General features: G+C 66.5%; 14 protein-coding genes. 3 read left to right on the top strand and 11 right to left on the bottom strand.

The genetic code is table 11. From position 1 onward, the window contains the following. Positions 1-26: 26 nt before the first annotated feature. The 5 genes from ACTJI4_RS07465 to ACTJI4_RS07445 form a co-directional block, all read right to left on the bottom strand. The gene (locus ACTJI4_RS07465; protein ID WP_440868922.1) at positions 27-563 is read right to left on the bottom strand and encodes an adenine phosphoribosyltransferase; all 537 of its coding nucleotides are present in this window, start codon (positions 561-563) and stop codon (positions 27-29) included. A gap of 40 nt (positions 564-603) precedes the next feature. Then, positions 604-2,169, bottom strand: a complete 1,566-nt coding sequence (locus ACTJI4_RS07460; RefSeq protein ID WP_440868921.1) for a protein adenylyltransferase SelO — start codon at positions 2,167-2,169, stop codon at positions 604-606. Between the two features lie 37 nt (positions 2,170-2,206). After that, positions 2,207-2,899, bottom strand: coding sequence for a glutathione S-transferase family protein (locus ACTJI4_RS07455; protein WP_392916784.1), 693 nt, complete (start codon positions 2,897-2,899; stop codon positions 2,207-2,209). A gap of 101 nt (positions 2,900-3,000) precedes the next feature. Continuing rightward, positions 3,001-3,210, bottom strand: a complete 210-nt coding sequence (locus tag ACTJI4_RS07450) for a cold-shock protein (protein WP_068851222.1) — start codon at positions 3,208-3,210, stop codon at positions 3,001-3,003. A 407-nt stretch (positions 3,211-3,617) separates the two neighbouring features. Continuing rightward, complete coding sequence (locus ACTJI4_RS07445; RefSeq protein WP_440868920.1) at positions 3,618-4,508, bottom strand: pseudouridine synthase; 891 nt, start codon at positions 4,506-4,508, stop codon at positions 3,618-3,620. Between the two features lie 42 nt (positions 4,509-4,550). On the opposite strand from ACTJI4_RS07445, the gene ACTJI4_RS07440 reads away from it, so the two are divergent. The 3 genes from ACTJI4_RS07440 (at position 4,551) to ACTJI4_RS07430 (ending at position 8,460) form a co-directional block, all read left to right on the top strand. After that, a complete protein-coding gene (locus ACTJI4_RS07440) occupies positions 4,551-5,105 on the top strand; it encodes a YaeQ family protein (protein WP_440868919.1) in 555 nt (184 codons plus the stop codon). A gap of 10 nt (positions 5,106-5,115) precedes the next feature. After that, positions 5,116-6,300: an NAD(P)/FAD-dependent oxidoreductase gene (locus ACTJI4_RS07435; RefSeq protein WP_392916770.1), complete on the top strand. Its 1,185-nt coding sequence runs from the start codon at positions 5,116-5,118 to the stop codon at positions 6,298-6,300. A gap of 90 nt (positions 6,301-6,390) precedes the next feature. Then, complete coding sequence (locus ACTJI4_RS07430) at positions 6,391-8,460, top strand: EAL domain-containing protein (protein ID WP_440868918.1); 2,070 nt, start codon at positions 6,391-6,393, stop codon at positions 8,458-8,460. Between the two features lie 492 nt (positions 8,461-8,952). On the opposite strand, the gene fabV is transcribed toward ACTJI4_RS07430, so the two are convergent. The 6 genes from fabV to queA all read right to left on the bottom strand — a co-directional run bounded on the left by fabV (position 8,953) and on the right by queA (position 16,048). Further along, the gene (gene fabV, locus ACTJI4_RS07425; protein ID WP_440868917.1) at positions 8,953-10,209 is read right to left on the bottom strand and encodes an enoyl-ACP reductase FabV; all 1,257 of its coding nucleotides are present in this window, start codon (positions 10,207-10,209) and stop codon (positions 8,953-8,955) included. A gap of 170 nt (positions 10,210-10,379) precedes the next feature. Next, a complete protein-coding gene (secF, locus tag ACTJI4_RS07420; protein ID WP_068851203.1) occupies positions 10,380-11,360 on the bottom strand; it encodes a protein translocase subunit SecF in 981 nt (326 codons plus the stop codon). 16 nt (positions 11,361-11,376) lie between these two features. Further along, positions 11,377-13,233: a protein translocase subunit SecD gene (gene secD, locus ACTJI4_RS07415; RefSeq protein ID WP_440868916.1), complete on the bottom strand. Its 1,857-nt coding sequence runs from the start codon at positions 13,231-13,233 to the stop codon at positions 11,377-11,379. A gap of 61 nt (positions 13,234-13,294) precedes the next feature. Beyond that, a complete protein-coding gene (gene yajC / locus ACTJI4_RS07410; RefSeq protein WP_068851197.1) occupies positions 13,295-13,639 on the bottom strand; it encodes a preprotein translocase subunit YajC in 345 nt (114 codons plus the stop codon). 152 nt (positions 13,640-13,791) lie between these two features. Continuing rightward, on the bottom strand, positions 13,792-14,922 hold the full coding sequence (gene tgt, locus ACTJI4_RS07405; RefSeq protein ID WP_440868915.1) for a tRNA guanosine(34) transglycosylase Tgt: 1,131 nt from the start codon (positions 14,920-14,922) through the stop codon (positions 13,792-13,794). Between the two features lie 58 nt (positions 14,923-14,980). Then, complete coding sequence (gene queA / locus ACTJI4_RS07400; protein ID WP_440868914.1) at positions 14,981-16,048, bottom strand: tRNA preQ1(34) S-adenosylmethionine ribosyltransferase-isomerase QueA; 1,068 nt, start codon at positions 16,046-16,048, stop codon at positions 14,981-14,983. Positions 16,049-16,244 lie beyond the last annotated feature (196 nt).

Here is a 16,244-nt window from a genome sequence, read left to right as displayed (position 1 = left end):
GGACACGCCATGCGTGTCCTGCGTGGTCAATACACCAGGTTCGCGACCAGCGGCACATCGCTGGTCCAGCGTTCGCGGCCGCCCAGGCCGCCCAGTTCGACCAGCACGGCGGCGCCGAGCACCTCGACCTGCAGCTGCCTGGCCAGCGACAGCGCCGCCAGCAGCGTGCCGCCGGTGGCGAGCACGTCGTCCACCACCAGCACGCGCGCGCCGGGCGGCAATGCATCGGCATGCACTTCGATGCTGTCAGTGCGGTATTCCAGCGTGTAGTCCTGCTTCAGCGTGCGACCGGGCAGCTTGCCCGGCTTGCGCACCGGCACGAAGCCCACGCCCAGCACGCGGGCCATCGCCGCGCCCAGGATGAAGCCGCGCGACTCGATGCCCATCACCGCATCCAGCCGTGCCTCGCGCCACGGCGCCGCCATCGCATCAATGGCGGCGGCGAAATCATCACCGTCGGCCAGCAGCGGCATGATGTCCTTGAACAGGATGCCCGGCTTGGGGAAATCAGCGACGTCGCGCAGGCGGCCGGCCCAGGCGGGCGTGGCGGGAAGATCGGTCATGGCGGGAGACAACAACTGGGTGGCATAGGGTAACCCGGCCTCATGAACTGCAGGACAGCATCGAGCAGCCGGCCTTGTCGCGCGCCCAGTCCGGCCGCTTGGCCGCGTAGTGCTCACGCCCGGGTTGCATCTCATAGGGCCGACGCAGGACCTCCTGCAGCGTGTGCACGCCACTGAGGTCGCCCTGCTCCGCCAGCTCGATGGCTTCCTGCGCCAGCCAGTTGCGCAGCACGTACAGCGGATTGGCCGCAGCCATCCGCTGCCGCCGCTGCACGGGCTCGAGCGGATCGGCCTGCAGCCTGGCCGCATACCGGTGCAGCCACTGCTCGACGGCGGGCAGCACGGCCTCACGTCGTGCCTCGCTGTAGAACGCCTCTTCCAGTGCGGCGAGCCGGGGCGCCTGCGGATCCAGGTCGATCAGGCCACGGAACGCGAGGGTCATGTCCATCTCGCCGTCGTGCAGGAGCGTCAGCCAGTCAGCCATCAACGCCAGGTCCGCCTCCTGGCACTGGGCGAGGCCCAGCTTGGCGGCAATGTCGTCACGCTCGCAGCGCGCATGCATGGCCTGGAAGCGCGCCAGCCCTTCGTGCAGCGGGGCCACGTCCTCGAACAGCGGCGACAGCGCCTGCGCCAGCCGGGTCAGGTTCCAGTACGCCACCTGCGGCTGGGTGCCGAAGCGGTAACGGCGGCCCTGTGCATCGGTGGTGTTGGGGGTCCAGTCGGGATCGTAATTGTCCATCCAGCCATACGGCCCGTAATCAATGGTGAGGCCGAGGATGGACAGGTTGTCGGTGTTCATCACCCCGTGCACGAAGCCCACCCGCATCCAGTGCGCCACCAGCACTGCCGTGCGCTCGCAGACCTGCGCGAACCAGTCGCCATATCGTGTTTCACCCGCATCGCCCAGCTCGGGGAAGTCGCGCGCGATGCACACATCCACCAGTTGCCGCAGCAACGCCACGTCACCGCGCGACGCCGGCAGCTCGAAGCTGCCAAAGCGCAGGAACGAGGGCGCCACCCGGCACACGATCGCGCCCGGTTCCGCTTCCGGATGGCCATCGTAGAACATGTCGCGCACCACGCTGTCGCCCGTGGCCACCAGGCTGAGCGCACGCGTGGTCGGCACGCCCAGGTGATGCATTGCTTCGCTGCAGAGGAATTCGCGGATCGACGAGCGCAGCACGGCACGACCGTCGGCCCCGCGCGAATAAGGTGTGCGCCCTGCCCCTTTCAGCTGCAGCTCCCAGCGCCCACCCTCCGGCGCCAGCAGCTCGCCCAGTGAAATGGCGCGGCCGTCGCCCAGCTGGCCGGCCCAGTGCCCGAACTGGTGCCCGCCATAGTTGGCAGCCCAGGGCTGCATGCCTTCATAGAGGGCATTGCCGCCGAACACGCGGGCGAAATCCGGACTCTCCAGCAGATCCTGGCCCAGACCCAACTGCTCCGCGAGGCCAGGCGAGTACGCCAGCAGCGTCGGCGCGGCCACCGGCGTGGGCATCACCGCCGACCACGCCGCGCCGCGCACCTCGCGCACGCGGGGGCCGGTTTCGTCGTCGCCGGGCAGGTCGCGGATGAATCGGTTATCGAAGCGCAGCGGTTCAGTGCTCATCACGACAAGGTGGGGGCACCAGCACGCCCCTGCAAGCTCAAGCCGCGCCGGCGCCCAGGTCGAGCGGACCACCGCGCTCCACGGCGCGCTGGAACGCGGGGCGCTGTGCGATCCGGGCCAGGAAAGCCTGCAGTTTCGGGTAGCGCTCCATGCCGCCCGCGCGCGAGGCTGCGGCCTGGATCGGGAAGCTCATCTGGATGTCGGCGGCAGTAAAGCGCTCGCCGGCGAACCAGGGCGAGCTGCCCAGTTCGCGCTCCATCCAGTCCAGGTGCAGCTTGAGCTGCGGGCCTACGAAGCCCTTCATCACCTTGTCGGCGATTCCGCGCGCGATCGGCTTGGCAAAAAACGGCATCGGCGCCTTGCGCACGCGCGCGAACACCAGGCTCATCAGCAAGGGCGGCATCGCCGACCCTTCGGCGTAATGCATCCAGTAGCGGTAGCGCACGCGCTCGGCGGCCTGCGCCGGCATCGGCTCGGGCGACAGCTGGCGGCCACTGTCGTAGCGGTCGGCGAGGTATTCCAGGATCGCGCCGGATTCGGCCAGGACCAGGGCATCGTCCTGCAGTACCGGCGATTTGCCGAGCGGATGGATGTCGCGCAGCGCCTGCGGCGCCAGCCAGGTTTTCGGGTCGCGCTGGTAGGTAACCAGCTGGTACGGCAGGTTCAGCTCTTCAAGCATCCACAGCACGCGCTGGGAGCGCGAGTGGTCCAGATGGTGCACCTTGATCATCGTCAGGTCCGCAGGGGGCAAACGCCCATGCTACCCGCAATGAAAAACGCCGGAAGCTTTCGCTTCCGGCGTTCTTGGCACCTTGCGGTGGCAGGAGCCTATTAGGCGGCCTGCACCTGGTCAGCCTGCATGCCCTTCTGGCCCTGCACGGCGACGAAGGTCACCTTCTGGCCTTCCTGCAGCGACTTGAAGCCGGTGCCCTGGATGGCGCGGAAGTGCACGAACAGGTCCGGGCCGCTTTCCGGGGTGATGAAGCCGAAGCCCTTGGCATCGTTGAACCACTTGACGGTACCGCTCTGACGATCAGACATGTAACTAACTCCTGAAACATAAGTTGAAATAATCGCGGCCACCGGATTTCCGGAGCCGAGACTGAGTTGCAGGCGTTGGTAAAGCGGATCGATGAGCGGATCGTGAGATCAACCGCATCAGGCCACGATTCACGGTGACCCTAGCAAACACAGTGTGGGGGACGATACGCGTCTTTTACCGAAAAAGCGATAGCTGGGTTATTCAGCCGCCTCCCCCCTCCCGCCTGACAGGACAAGGGATTGGCAAATCCTACACGAATTTCGTCGCCCCATTCATGTTTTTCCTGCCTTAATTGCAGCAAAACGGGTGCCCGTCTGGCGCTAAGGAAGCGGGCGTGGCGGCCGTAAAGCTGCGCCCTGCCTGTATCTCCTGGCTCCGGCTCCGCATCACCATGCGCAGCGCGGCGCTACGGCAGCAGCGTCAACCGGCTTGTGAACCGTCTGGATTCCCCGGTGAGCGGGTCGGTGAACGCCAGGGCGCTTGCCAGCAGGCGGAGCGGGGGGTGTGCTGCGCCCTGTCCGGAGCTGCTCAGGGCCGGATACAGATCATCGCCCCGGATCGGCGCCCCCAGTGCCGCCATATGGACCCGCAGCTGGTGCTTGCGGCCGGTCTCGGGGTACAGGCGATAGCGCCACCACGGCCCGTCTCTTTCGATCACCTCGATCCGGGTCCGCGCATTCGGCTCGCCCGGGGCTTCGGCCATGCGGAAGAACGGCTCGCCCGGCACCACACGGCTGTGCCGCTCCAGCGGGAAGGCAAGTCCGGGCAGCCCCGGCGCGATGGCCTCATAGGTCTTCACGATGCGCCGCTCACGGAACAGCCGCTGGTACGCATCGCGCGTCTCAGGGCGTGTAGAGAACAGCACCAGACCTGCCGTCAACCGGTCCAATCGATGCAATGGCACCAGGTCGGGGTTGCCGGTCCGGGCCACCAGACGCGCCAGCAGGGTCTGCTGCACGTACCCGCCGGCCGGGGTCACCGGCAGGAAATGCGGCTTGTCCGCCACCAGCAGGTGCGCGTCGACATGCACGATCGCCTCCTGAAACGGAATCACCGGCTCGTCTGCCACCTCGCGGAAGTAGTGGATTTCCAGCCCCACCTGCCAGGGGTGGTCGGCCGGCAGCGCCCTGCCCTGCGCATCGCGCACCCGTCCGCGGGCGAACCGGTCCTGCCATTGGCTACGGTCGATGCGCGGAAACCGCGCGCACAGCCCATCCAGCAGGCAGCGCCAGTCGCCCGGCGGCAACTGCAGGCGGCTGGCGGCAACGTGGCCGGTAATCGGATCGGACGGGTGCATATCCCACGCATTATCATGGTGCTCTTTGTTTACGGTACCCCCATGGCCCTCACCGCCACCATCCGCAAGGCCGAACTGCAGATCAGCGACATGGATCGCGGCTATTACGCCACCCATAACCTGACCCTGGCCCAGCACCCGTCGGAAACCGATGAGCGCCTGATGGTGCGCATGCTGACCTTCGCCCTGAACGCCGACGAGCGTCTTGAGTTTGGCCGCGGACTGAGCGTGGACGACGAGCCGGACCTGTGGCGCCGGGACTACACCGGCGACATCGAGCTGTGGATCGATCTGGGCCAGCCCGACGAATCCCGCCTGCGCAAGGCCAGTGGGCGGGCCCGCGCGGTGCAGCTGGTGATGTACGGGAGCAGCAACCTCACCGACACCTGGTGGAAGCGCAACAGCGCGGCCTTGAACAAGCTGTCGTCGCTGGAGGTCATGGACCTGCCGGGCGACCTCGTCACCGAGCTTGGCGAGCAGATCGAGCGCACCATGCGCTGGGACGTGATGATCCAGGACGGCGAAGTGCGGCTGATCTCGGACAGGAAGGAACTGACCTTCACCCCGACCTGGCGCAAGCAGAAGCCGCAGGCCTGATCCAGCGCCGATGAGTACGATCCGCTGCGATGTCCTGGTGATCGGTGCCGGCGCTGCCGGGCTGATGTGCGCGCTCACCGCCGGCCGGCGCGGGCGCATGGTGCAGGTCATCGACCACGCCAACAAGGTTGGCAAGAAGATCCTGATGTCCGGTGGTGGCCGCTGCAATTTCACCAATACCGGCACCACCCCGGCCAACTTCCTGTCAGCCAACCCGCACTTCTGCAAGTCCGCGCTGGCGCGCTATACGCCGTGGGACTTCATCGACATGGTCGAGCGGCACGGGATCGCGTACCACGAGAAGGAGCTGGGCCAGCTGTTCTGCGACATCTCGTCCAAGCAGATCGTGCGCATGCTGGTGGACGAGTGCGCGGCTGCCGGCGCGCAGATCCGGACCGACTGCGCGGTGGAGAACGTCGAACGCGGCGCGGACGGCTTCCACGTACAGACCGCGCAGGGCCGCTTCCATGCCGCCTCGCTGGTGGTCGCCACCGGCGGCCTGTCGATTCCCAGCCTGGGCGCCACCGGCTTCGGGTACGAGCTGGCCCGCCAGTTCGGCCATGAGGTGCTGCCGACCCGCGCCGGGCTGGTGCCGCTGACCCTGAGCGGCAAGCACCAGGAGCGCTTCCATGACCTGAGCGGAGTCGCGCTGCCGATCGCCGCACGCTGCAACGACGTGGAGTTCCGCAACTCGATGCTGATCACCCATCGCGGCATCAGCGGCCCGGCGATCCTGCAGATCTCCTCGTTCTGGCAGCCAGGCGACGACCTGCGCCTGGACCTGCTGCCCGGACAGGATGCCGAAGACTGGCTGCGCATGATGAAACGCGACCGGGGCGCAGCCGAACTGCGCACGGTATTGTCCGAGGTACTGCCGCGCCGGTTGGCGCTGCGCCTGTGCGAACACTGGCTGCCAGACCGCCCGGTGCGCCAGATCGACGAGCGCGAGCTGCGCCAGGCCGCCGCCCTGCTGCGGGATTTCCCACTGGTGGCCAGCGGCACCGAGGGGTACCGTACCGCCGAGGTCACGCTGGGGGGCGTGGACACCCGCAAGGTGTCGTCCAGCACGTTCGAGTCGCAGCTGGTGCCTGGGCTGCATTTCGTCGGCGAAGTGCTGGACGTCACCGGCTGGCTGGGGGGATACAACTTCCAGTGGGCCTGGGCCAGTGGCCATGCCGCCGGCCAGGTCGTGTAGCGGCCCTTTCATTCCGTGATCGGCGCCCGCCGCCGGCATGGACGAAGTCACATGCATCGTGTATCAAGTTTGCAGCCCGGGGAGTAGTGAATGCAGAACGCGAATGACATCACCGTCCGCCTGCTGATCGTGGATGACAGCGGCGAGAACGCCGAAACCATTGTCAGCATGCTGCGCAACAGCGGCATTGCCGTGCGCCCGGCGCGCCCGCAGAACGCCGAGGAGCTGGGCCAGATCATCGGCGGCCAGCCGATCGACCTGGTGCTGGCCGCGCCCGCGCAGAGCATCCCGCTGCTGCAGGTCACCCAGCAGATCGCGACCAGCGGCAAGGACATTCCGATGATCCTGCTGGCCGAGACCATCAACGAAACCGAATGGGTGGAAGCCAGCGCCAACGGCATCCGTGCGGTGGCCCTGCGCAGCCGCCCCGAGCACCTGCTGGCGGTGGTGCGCAACGAGTGGACCGACCTGCACGCGCGCCGTGGCCTGCGCCGCATCGAGGCGCAGATGCGCGAGACCGAGCGGCGCTGCGATGCGCTGATCTCCTCCTCGCGCGACCCGATCGCCTATGTCCATGAAGGCATGCACATCCGCGCCAACGAGGCGTACCTGGAGATGTTCGGGTTCGAATCGTTCGACGACGTGGAAGGCATTTCGCTGCTGGACATGGTGGCCCCACAGCATGTGGAGGGCTTCAAACAGCTGCTCAAGTCGCTGAGCAAGGGCGAAGCGCCCCCGCCGCAGTACCAGGTGGACGCGCGCAACCAGGACGGGGCGGTGTTTGCCGCCACGATGGAATTCACCCCGGCCACCTATGAAGGCGAGAGCTGCCTGCAGGTGGTGTTCCGCCGCCGCATGGAATTCGACCCGGAGCTGGCCCGCGAGGTCGAGGACCTCAGGCAGCGCGATCAGGTCACCGGGCTGCTCAACCGCCAGACCTTCATGCTGCACGTGGAAAACGCGGTGGCGCAGGCCGGGCGCAGCGAGGGCCGGTTCGGCCTGCTGCTGATCGAGCCAGACCACTACGCACGCCTGCTGCCGGATATCGGACTGGACTCGGCCGATGCGCTGATCGCGGCGCTGGCGCGGGTGCTGGCCGACACGGTCGGCGACACGGCGCAGGTGGCCCGCTTCGGCGAGCACAGCCTGGCAGTACTGACTGAAGGCGCATTCGCGCACACCGAAGCGCTGGCGGACCGCATCCGGGAGGCGTTCGCGGCGCAGGTGTTCAGCATCGGCGAGCGTTCGGCGACGGTCACGGTCAGCATCGGCGGCGTGCAGGTAGGCGAGAAGATCGCGAGCATCGGCCAGGTGCTGGCGCGCGCCACCGAATGCCAGCAGGCTGCATCGGAGCTGGGCAACACCAGCCGCATCTTCGATCCGGCGGCAGTGGACCGCGTGGAAGAAGAACGCATCCAGCGCTGGGTGGCCCGCATCAACGAGGCGCTGGCCGGCGACGGGTTCCAGCTGCACTACCAGCCGGTGCTCAACCTGGGCGGCGAAGCCCTGGAGCTTTACGAGGCGTATCTGCGTCTGGACAACAACGGCGAGCTGCTCAGCCCGACCGCGTTCCTGGGCATTGCCGAGGAGCATGGACTGCTTGCGGACATCAACCGCTGGGTGGTGGCGCATGCCATCAGCGTGCTGGGCGAGCGCGCACGCGCCGGCCATGCCACGCACATGATGGTGAAGATCACGCCGGAATCGTTCAACGACCCGCAGATGGTGGCTACCCTGCGCCGCGAACTGCAGGCGCACGGGGTGCCTGGCGAGCGCCTGTGGCTGCATGCGCCGGAAGCGAAGGTGTTCACCCACCTGCGCAACGCGCAGCAGTTCCTGGCCGACGTGGCGCCGCTGGGCTGCCGGATCGGGCTGGAGCAGTTCGGCTCGGGCCTGGATTCGTTCCAGCTGCTGGCACATTTCCAGCCGCAGTTCCTCAAGCTGGACCGCGACTTCACCAGCGATTTCGCCCGCACCCGCGAGAACAGCGAGAAGATCGCAGAAATCACTACCCGCGCGCAGGAAGCCAACATCCGCACGATCGCCGAGTTCGTGGCAGACAACGGCTCGATGAGCCTGTTGTTCAGTGCAGGCGTTGACTACGTGCAGGGCGAGTTCGTGGGGCCTGCAGCCCCTGCGATGAATTTCGATTTCGGGTGAGGTAGTGCCGTAAATCAAAACCGGGGGCCTGCGGTTTCACTGTATTGGGCCGGCGGGTGTGGGTTTGCGGGGGGCGCCGTAAACCCATCCATGGGGGCTTGGTCGCCGCATCCATGCGACGGTTGGTCGGTGGCCAATGGTGTAGAGCGACGCCCTGCGTCGCTGCTCTTGATCTTCCAACCGCACGCGGCCATCTGTCGGGGTCGGTTGGCGGGCAGCCCTCGTAGGGACTGTCAAAACATGGGTCCGGCGCATGCGCCGGACGGGTTGGGCAGGACGCCCAACCCCGGCCTTGCCGTGTACGCAGGATTGCGTACACGCGCGAGTTTTTGCCAAGCCTACATGGACGTACTTGCGGCGTGTCCCGTAGGGGGCTGCCCGCCAGCCGACCCACTCGCGGGAACACAGACGCTGCTCTACACGGGAAGCACAAACAAAAATGCCGCCCAGACCAGGCGGCATCTCGCTTTTCAGCTTTTCAGCAGACCGAACTCAGGTCAGATCAACCAGGTTCGGAATGGCCACATCGGTGGCGACGTCCGCTTCGTAATCCACGCCGTCCACGCCGAACCCGAACAGGCGCAGGAAGTCGGCCTTGTAGCCGGCCAGGTCGGTGATCTCGTACAGGTTCTCGTTGGTGACCTGCGGCCACAGCGCCACCACTTCGGCCTGCACGTCCGGGGCCATCTCCTTGTAGTCCGCACGCAGGCGGCCGGCTTCGTCGACCAGCTCCACCGTGCGGCCATCGGCCAGCAGCTGGTGGCGCAGGCGTTCTACCGCCGTGCCGCTTTCCTTGCCACCGTAGATGATGTCGTACAGCGTATCGAGCTGCTCGATGCAGCCTTCGTGCGTACCGCGCTCCTTCATCACCTTGAACAGCAGCGACAGATACAGCGGCATGGTCGGAATGGCCGAACTGGCCTGGGTCACCACCGCCTTGAGCACCGAGACGCGCGCGTCGCCTTTGATGGTCTCCAGCTTCCCGCGGATGTCCACCACCTTCGCATCCAGGTCCTTCTTGGCCGCACCGATCGAACCGTTCCAGTAGATCGCCTGGGTGATTTCCTCGCCCACGTAGGTGAAGGCCGTGGTGGTGGCGCCGTCGGCCAGCACACCGGCTTCCAGCAGCGCGTCGATCCACATCTGCCAGTCTTCGCCACCCATCACCGCTACCGTGCCGGCGATCTCTTCCGGCGTGGCCGGCTCGATCGTGGTTTCGGTGATCACTTCCTTGTCGGTATCCAGCCCGCGCAGCGTGATCGGCGCGCCGATCGGCTTGAGCGTGGAGCTGATCACTTCGCCGGTCTTGGGGTGCTTGCGGCGCGGCGCGGCCAGGCTGTACACCACCTGGTCGACCTGGCCCAGGTCCTGCCTGATGAGCTCGATGACCTTGGCCTTGACCTCGTCCGAGAATGCATCGCCGTTCACGCTGCGCGCGTACAGGCCCGCCTGTTCGGCGTACTTCTGGAACGCGGCCGAGTTGTACCAGCCTGCCGTGCCCGGCTTGGTTTCGGTGCCCGGGCGTTCGAAGAACACACCCAGCGTGGCAGCACCACTGCCGAACGCCGCGGTAATGCGCGCGGCCAGGCCGTAACCGGTGGAGGCACCCAGCACCAGCACCCGCTTGGGACCGTTCGGCACCTTGGGCTGGGCCTGGATGTAATCGATCTGCTGCTTGACGGCGGCGTCGCAGCCGACCGGATGGGTGGTGACGCAGATGAAGCCGCGCACACGCGGTTTGATGACCATGATGACCTCGAGGAAACGGTGGGCCTCGGGAACGGCCGCACGCAACCCGGGAATCGTAGTGCGCACGGCCAGACAGCACAACCGACGCCCCGGTACGGTGGAAACGAAAACGCCGCGCAGCGCGCGGCGTTTTCGCTGGCGTAGTGCCGGGGCTCTGCCCGGCACGCCCATCAAGGACGGCGTTCCAGGGCTTCCACGTCCTTGGCCTTGGGCAGCAGGTCCTGCTTGCTCACGCGCAGGAAGCCGATGGTCAGCATCGGCACGGCCACCAGGATCGAGGACAGCACTACGATCACCGCACCCACCATGTGGGTCTCGGCCAGGCCTTCCAGCGAGGCGCCGCCGTACATGTACAGGGCGAGTGCCGACAGGAAGAACATCACCGCAGTGATCACTGTACGTGACAGCGTCTGGTTGATCGAGCGGTTCAGCACTTCCAGCGGGTCGGCACGCAGGCTGCGGAAGTTTTCGCGGACACGGTCGAACACCACGATGATGTCGTTGATCGCAAAGCCCATCACCGACAACAGGCCGGCCAGCAGGTTCAGGTCGAACTCGCGGCCCATCAGCGACATGTAGGCCAGCGTCACCAGCAGATCGAACAACGCCACGATGCTCGCGGTGACCGCGAACTTCCATTCGAAGCGGAAGCCGATGTAGATCAGGAAGCCGGCCAGCATGAAGATCGTCGCGTACAGACCGTTCAACGCCAGGTCCTTGCCGATCTGCGGGCCCACGAACTCGTTGCGCAGGATCGTGGCCGGATTTTCGCTGGTGGTGATCGCCTTGAGGACCGCGTCGCCGGTGGCCTTGTCTTCGGCGCTGGCCGCACCGGTACCCGGTGCATGTTCGCCGTGCGGGGCCAGGCGGATCAGCACGTCGGTGTTGCCACCGAAGCTCTGCACCTGGGTGCCCTCGAAGCCATTTGCTTCCAGGCGCGAGCGGACCTCCTCGACGTCCATCTGGCGATCGAAGCGCGCTTCGATCAGGGTGCCGCCGGTGAAGTCGAGTGCGAAGGTGAAGCCCTTGATGCCGATGATGGCAACCGAGGCCAGGAACAACGCGATCGTGACCGCCATGGCGACATGGCGCCAACGCATGAAGTCGATCTTGGTGTCGTTCGGGAGGATGTGCAGCGGAAACAGTTTCATTGTGCGTGTCGTCCCGTCAGATGGCCACGTTCTGGAGCTTCTTGCGACGGCCGTAGATCAGCGTCGCAAGTGCGCGCGATACGGTGATCGCGGTGAACATCGAGGCGAAGATACCGATGATCATCGTCAGGGCGAAGCCCTTCAGCGGACCGGTGCCGAAGGCGAACAGCGCCACACCGACGATCAGGCCAGTCAGGTTGGCGTCGAGGATGGTGCCGCTGGCGCGTTCATAACCGGTCACGATCGCGGTCTTGCCCGGCATGCCCGCACGCAGTTCCTCGCGGATGCGCTCGTTGATCAGCACGTTGGCGTCGACCGACAGGCCCACCGACAACGCCAGGCCGGCAAAGCCCGGCAGGGTCATGGTGGCACCGAACAGCGACATCACCGCCACCACGATCAGCAGGTTGAACAGCATCGCCACCGAGGTGATCAGGCCGAACATGCGGTAGTAGATGGTGAAGAAGACCAGGGTGAACATGAAGGCGTAGACCACTGCGGTAATGCCGCGCTCCACGTTCTCCGCACCCAGGCTCGGGCCGACCACGCGCTCTTCCACGAAGTCCATCGGCGCAGCCAGCGAGCCGGACTTCAGCAGCTTGGCGAGTTCTTCCGATTCCTTCTTCTCCAGGCCGGTGGTCTGGAAGTTCTTGCCGAACACGCCATTGATGTTGGCCACCGAGATCACTTCCTCGTTGACCCGGAAGCTGCGCACTTCCTTGCCATCCACCATGGTTACCGTCGGCACGCGCTCGGTGTACACCACCGCCATCGGCTTGTTCACGTTGGCGCTGGTGAAGTCGAACATGCGCTGGCCGCCCACGCTGTTGAGCGTCACGCTGACCGACGGCGTACCGGTGGTCGGGTCCGTAACTGCCTGCGCGGCCACCATCTGGTCACCGGTGACGATCACGCGCTTGTTCAGCAGGATCGGGACGCCGCTGTCGCGACGCTTGTAGACCTTGGCTTCCGGCGGAATGCGGCCGGTGTCGATGGCGTCCTGCGCGTTGCCATCGACCACCGCGCGGTATTCCAGCGTTGCGGTCGCGCCGATCATGCGCTTGGCTTCGGCGGTGTCCTGCACGCCCGGCAGCTGCACGACCACGCGGTCGGCACCCTGGCGCTGGATGATCGGTTCGGCCACGCCCAGCTGGTTGACGCGGTTGCGCAGCGTGTTGATGTTCTGCTCGATCGCACCGTTGGTGATCTGGCTCAGCTCGGCCTCCGGCACGGTCACGGTGATGCGCTTGCCCGAGACGTCATAGCCCAGCGTGGGCTGCGCCTTGGCCAGTGCCAGGCGGGCGCGCTCGGCGGCGGCATCGTCGGTCGACGGGCTCAGCGTGGCGACGATCGAATTGTCCGGACGACGCTCCACCGACTGGAACGGAACGCGCGCTTCGCGCAGCGTGCCGCGCACGTCTTCGGCGTAGGCATCCATGCGCTTGTCGATGGCCGCCTTCTGGTCCACCTGCAGCACGAAGTGCACGCCACCCTGCAGGTCCAGGCCCAGCACCATCGGGCGGCCGCCCAGGCGCTGCAGCCAGTCCGGCACGGTCGAGGCCAGGTTCAGCGCCACCGTGTAGTTCTCGCCCACGCTGTCGCGCAGCTTGGCGCTGGCCGCGGCCTGCGTCTGCAGGTCCGGCAGGCGCACGATCAGGCTCTCGCCTTCCTTCTCGGCGCCGAGGGTGTTGATCCCGGCCTGTTTCAGGTCGGCCAGCACGCGGGTGCGAAGGGCGTCATCGACCTGGCCGCCACGGTTGGCGGTGATCTGGACGGCGGGGTCCTTCTGGTAGATGTTGGGCAGCGCGTACAGCGCGCTGAGCGCCAGTACGATCAGGATGACGACGTACTTCCAGCGTGGAAATTCAAGCATTGCCAGGTTCCTGCGCGGCGCCAGTCCCGGCGCCGCGGTTGTGCTTCGGAAAGGGAGTGGCTTAGTTGGCCGACTTCAGGGTGCCGGTCGGCAGCACGTTGCCCACGGCGCCCTTCTGCACGCGGATGTTCACGTTGTCGGAAACTTCGATGGTGACGAAGTTGTCGCCGATGGCCTTGACGGTGCCGGCGATGCCGCCGTTGGTCAGCACTTCGTCACCGATCTTGATCTTCTCCAGCATCGCCTTGTGTTCCTTCTGGCGCTTCATCTGCGGGCGGATCATCAGGAAGTACATGATCGCGATCAGGATGATCGGGAACAGCAGCGTGGTCAGGCCCATGCCCTGCGGCTGGCCACCAGCGGCTTGGGCGTGGGCGGCGGGAATCAGGAAGGCGATCAGGTTCATGGTGTGTCCTTGGGTTGGGAGGCGCCCTACCCTCATGGGGTCGGGAGTCGCCGCGAAACAGGGGTCAGCCGCGAAGTATGCCACGGCCCCGGGACTTCGTCCTTGGGCCGTTTGGCAGGGTCTGCGCGCCGGATCGGGGTCGGGCCGACCGCTTACAGCGGCGGCGTGGCCATGCCCCGGGCCGCATAGAAGGACTCGCGGAAGGCCTCGAAGGTTCCCGCCGCGATGGCCGCGCGCATGTCGGCCATCAGCTTCTCGTAGTAATACAGGTTGTGGAGGGTGCCCAGCATCGGCGCCAGCATTTCATTGCAGCGGTCCAGGTGGCGCAGGTACGCGCGGGTGTAGCCGCTGGTGCAGGCGTGGCAGCCGCAGCCCGGCTCGATGGTGTCCATGTCGCGTTCATAGCGGGCGTTGCGGATGCGCACGGTGCCGAACGAGGTGAAATAGTGGCCGTTGCGCGCGTTGCGGGTCGGCATCACGCAGTCGAACATGTCCACGCCTCGGGCGACGCCTTCGACCAGGTCTTCCGGCCGGCCCACGCCCATCAGGTAGCGCGGGCGGTCGGCCGGCAGGATCGGGTGCATGTGGTCGAGCATCGCGTTGCGCTCGTGCTCGGGCTCGCCCACGGCCAGGCCGCCGATGGCATAGCCGTCGAAGCCGATCTGCTGCAGGCCTTCGGCCGAGCGGCTGCGCAGGTCGTGGTGGACCCCGCCCTGGACAATGCCGAACAGCGCGGCGTCATTGCCCAGTGCGTCGTGCGCGTTGCGGCTGCGCTGGGCCCAGCGCAGGCTCAGCTCCATCGAGGTGCGCGCCACCGGCTCGGTGGCCGGGTACGGGGTGCACTCGTCGAAGATCATCACGATGTCCGAGTCGAGCACCTTCTGGATCTTCATGCTCTCTTCCGGGCCCAGGAACACCCGGGCACCATCGGTCGGTGAGGCGAAGGTGACGCCCTGTTCGGTGATCTTGCGCCGGTGGGCCAGCGAAAACACCTGGAAACCACCGGAATCGGTCAGGATCGGCCCGTTCCAGCGCGCGAAGCCGTGCAGGCCGCCATGGTCGGCGATCACGTCCAGGCCCGGGCGCAGGTACAGGTGGAAGGTGTTGCCCAGGATGATCTCGGCGCCCAGGGCGCGGATCTGCTCCGGCAGGATGCCCTTGACCGACCCATAGGTACCCACCGGCATGAAGGCCGGGGTTTCCACCGTCCCGCGCGGGAAGGTCAGGCGGCCACGGCGGGCGCGCCCGTCGGTGGTCTGGAGCTGGAACTGGAGTCGGGACATGGAGCGGGCATTCGGGCAAATAATTGCCGATTATCGCCGAAAACCGCCGCCGACGCGCTCAATCCCCCTGCGGGAACAACAACATGGCGTCGCCATAGCTGAAGAACCGGTATTTCTCCTCGATCGCGGCGCGGTAGGCCTCGAACACCCGCGCCTGCCCGGCGAAGGCGGAAATCATCATCAGCAGCGTGCTTTCGGGAAGGTGGAAGTTGGTCACCATCGCGTCCACGCTGCGGATCCGGTAGCCCGGGGTGATGAAGATCTGGGTTTCACCGGCATACGGCAGCAACTCGCCGTCCCGCATGGCGCTTTCCAGTGCGCGCACCACGGTGGTGCCCACCCCGATCACGCGCCCGCCGGCCGCACGGGTGCGGCGCACCTGCTGCACCAGCTCCGGGCCCACGTTGAGCCACTCACGGTGCATCACGTGGTCCTTCAGGTCGTCGGCACGGACCGGCTGGAAGGTGCCGGCGCCCACGTGCAGGGTGACGTGGCCGAAGTTCACCCCCTGCGCGGTCAACGCGGCCAGCAGGCCCTCGTCGAAATGCAGGCCGGCGGTCGGTGCGGCCACCGCGCCCACCTCGCGGGCGAATACGGTCTGGTAGCGCTCGCGGTCGTCCAGCCCCGGCTCCCGCTGGATGTAGGGCGGCAGCGGCAGTCGGCCGGCGTGCAGCAGCCATTGTTCCAGCGGTTCGGGCACGTGGAAATGCAGGACATAGAACTCGCCATCCCGCCCCAGTACCTCGGCTTCGCCGCCGGCGTCGAGCGCGATGCGGCTGCCCGGCTTCGGCGATTTGCTGGCACCTGCCTGCACCCGGGCCTGCTGCCCGCCAAGCAGGCGTTCGATCAGGATTTCCACGCGGCCGCCGCTGGCCTTCTGGCCGAACAGGCGCGCCGGAATCACCCGGGTATCGTTGAATACCAGCAGGTCGCCCGGCTGCAGCAGCGCCGGCAGATCACGCACCTGGCGGTGTTCGAACGCGGCCGGGGGCTGCGGCACCACCATCAGGCGGCTGGCCGAGCGCTCCGCGAGCGGGGCCTGGGCGATAAGTTCGGCGGGAAGGTCGTAGTGGAAGTCGGACTTCTTCAAGGGAGCGCACGGCAACGTGTAGACAATGCCGCGCATTGTACGACTGGCCCCCGGTGGCAACGCGAGAAGTGTTGAACGTCGCGCAAAATGCTGCTTTGCAACAGTTTTCGGCGGGGTTATCGCGCGAAAAACCGCGTGATAGCATCAAACCGGAAGTCTGATGCATGAGCCGCAGTGCCCCAGGCGCGCGCCCCCGGTCGCGCGCTTTGCATTTGCGCCATGCCGCCAATCG

Origin of the sequence: Stenotrophomonas sp. 22385, from assembly GCF_052045085.1 — a bacterium.
Classification (GTDB): Bacteria; Pseudomonadota; Gammaproteobacteria; order Xanthomonadales; family Xanthomonadaceae; genus Stenotrophomonas.
The sequence above is the reverse complement of the archived record's forward strand: the minus strand, read 5'-3'. Positions and strand labels throughout refer to the sequence as shown.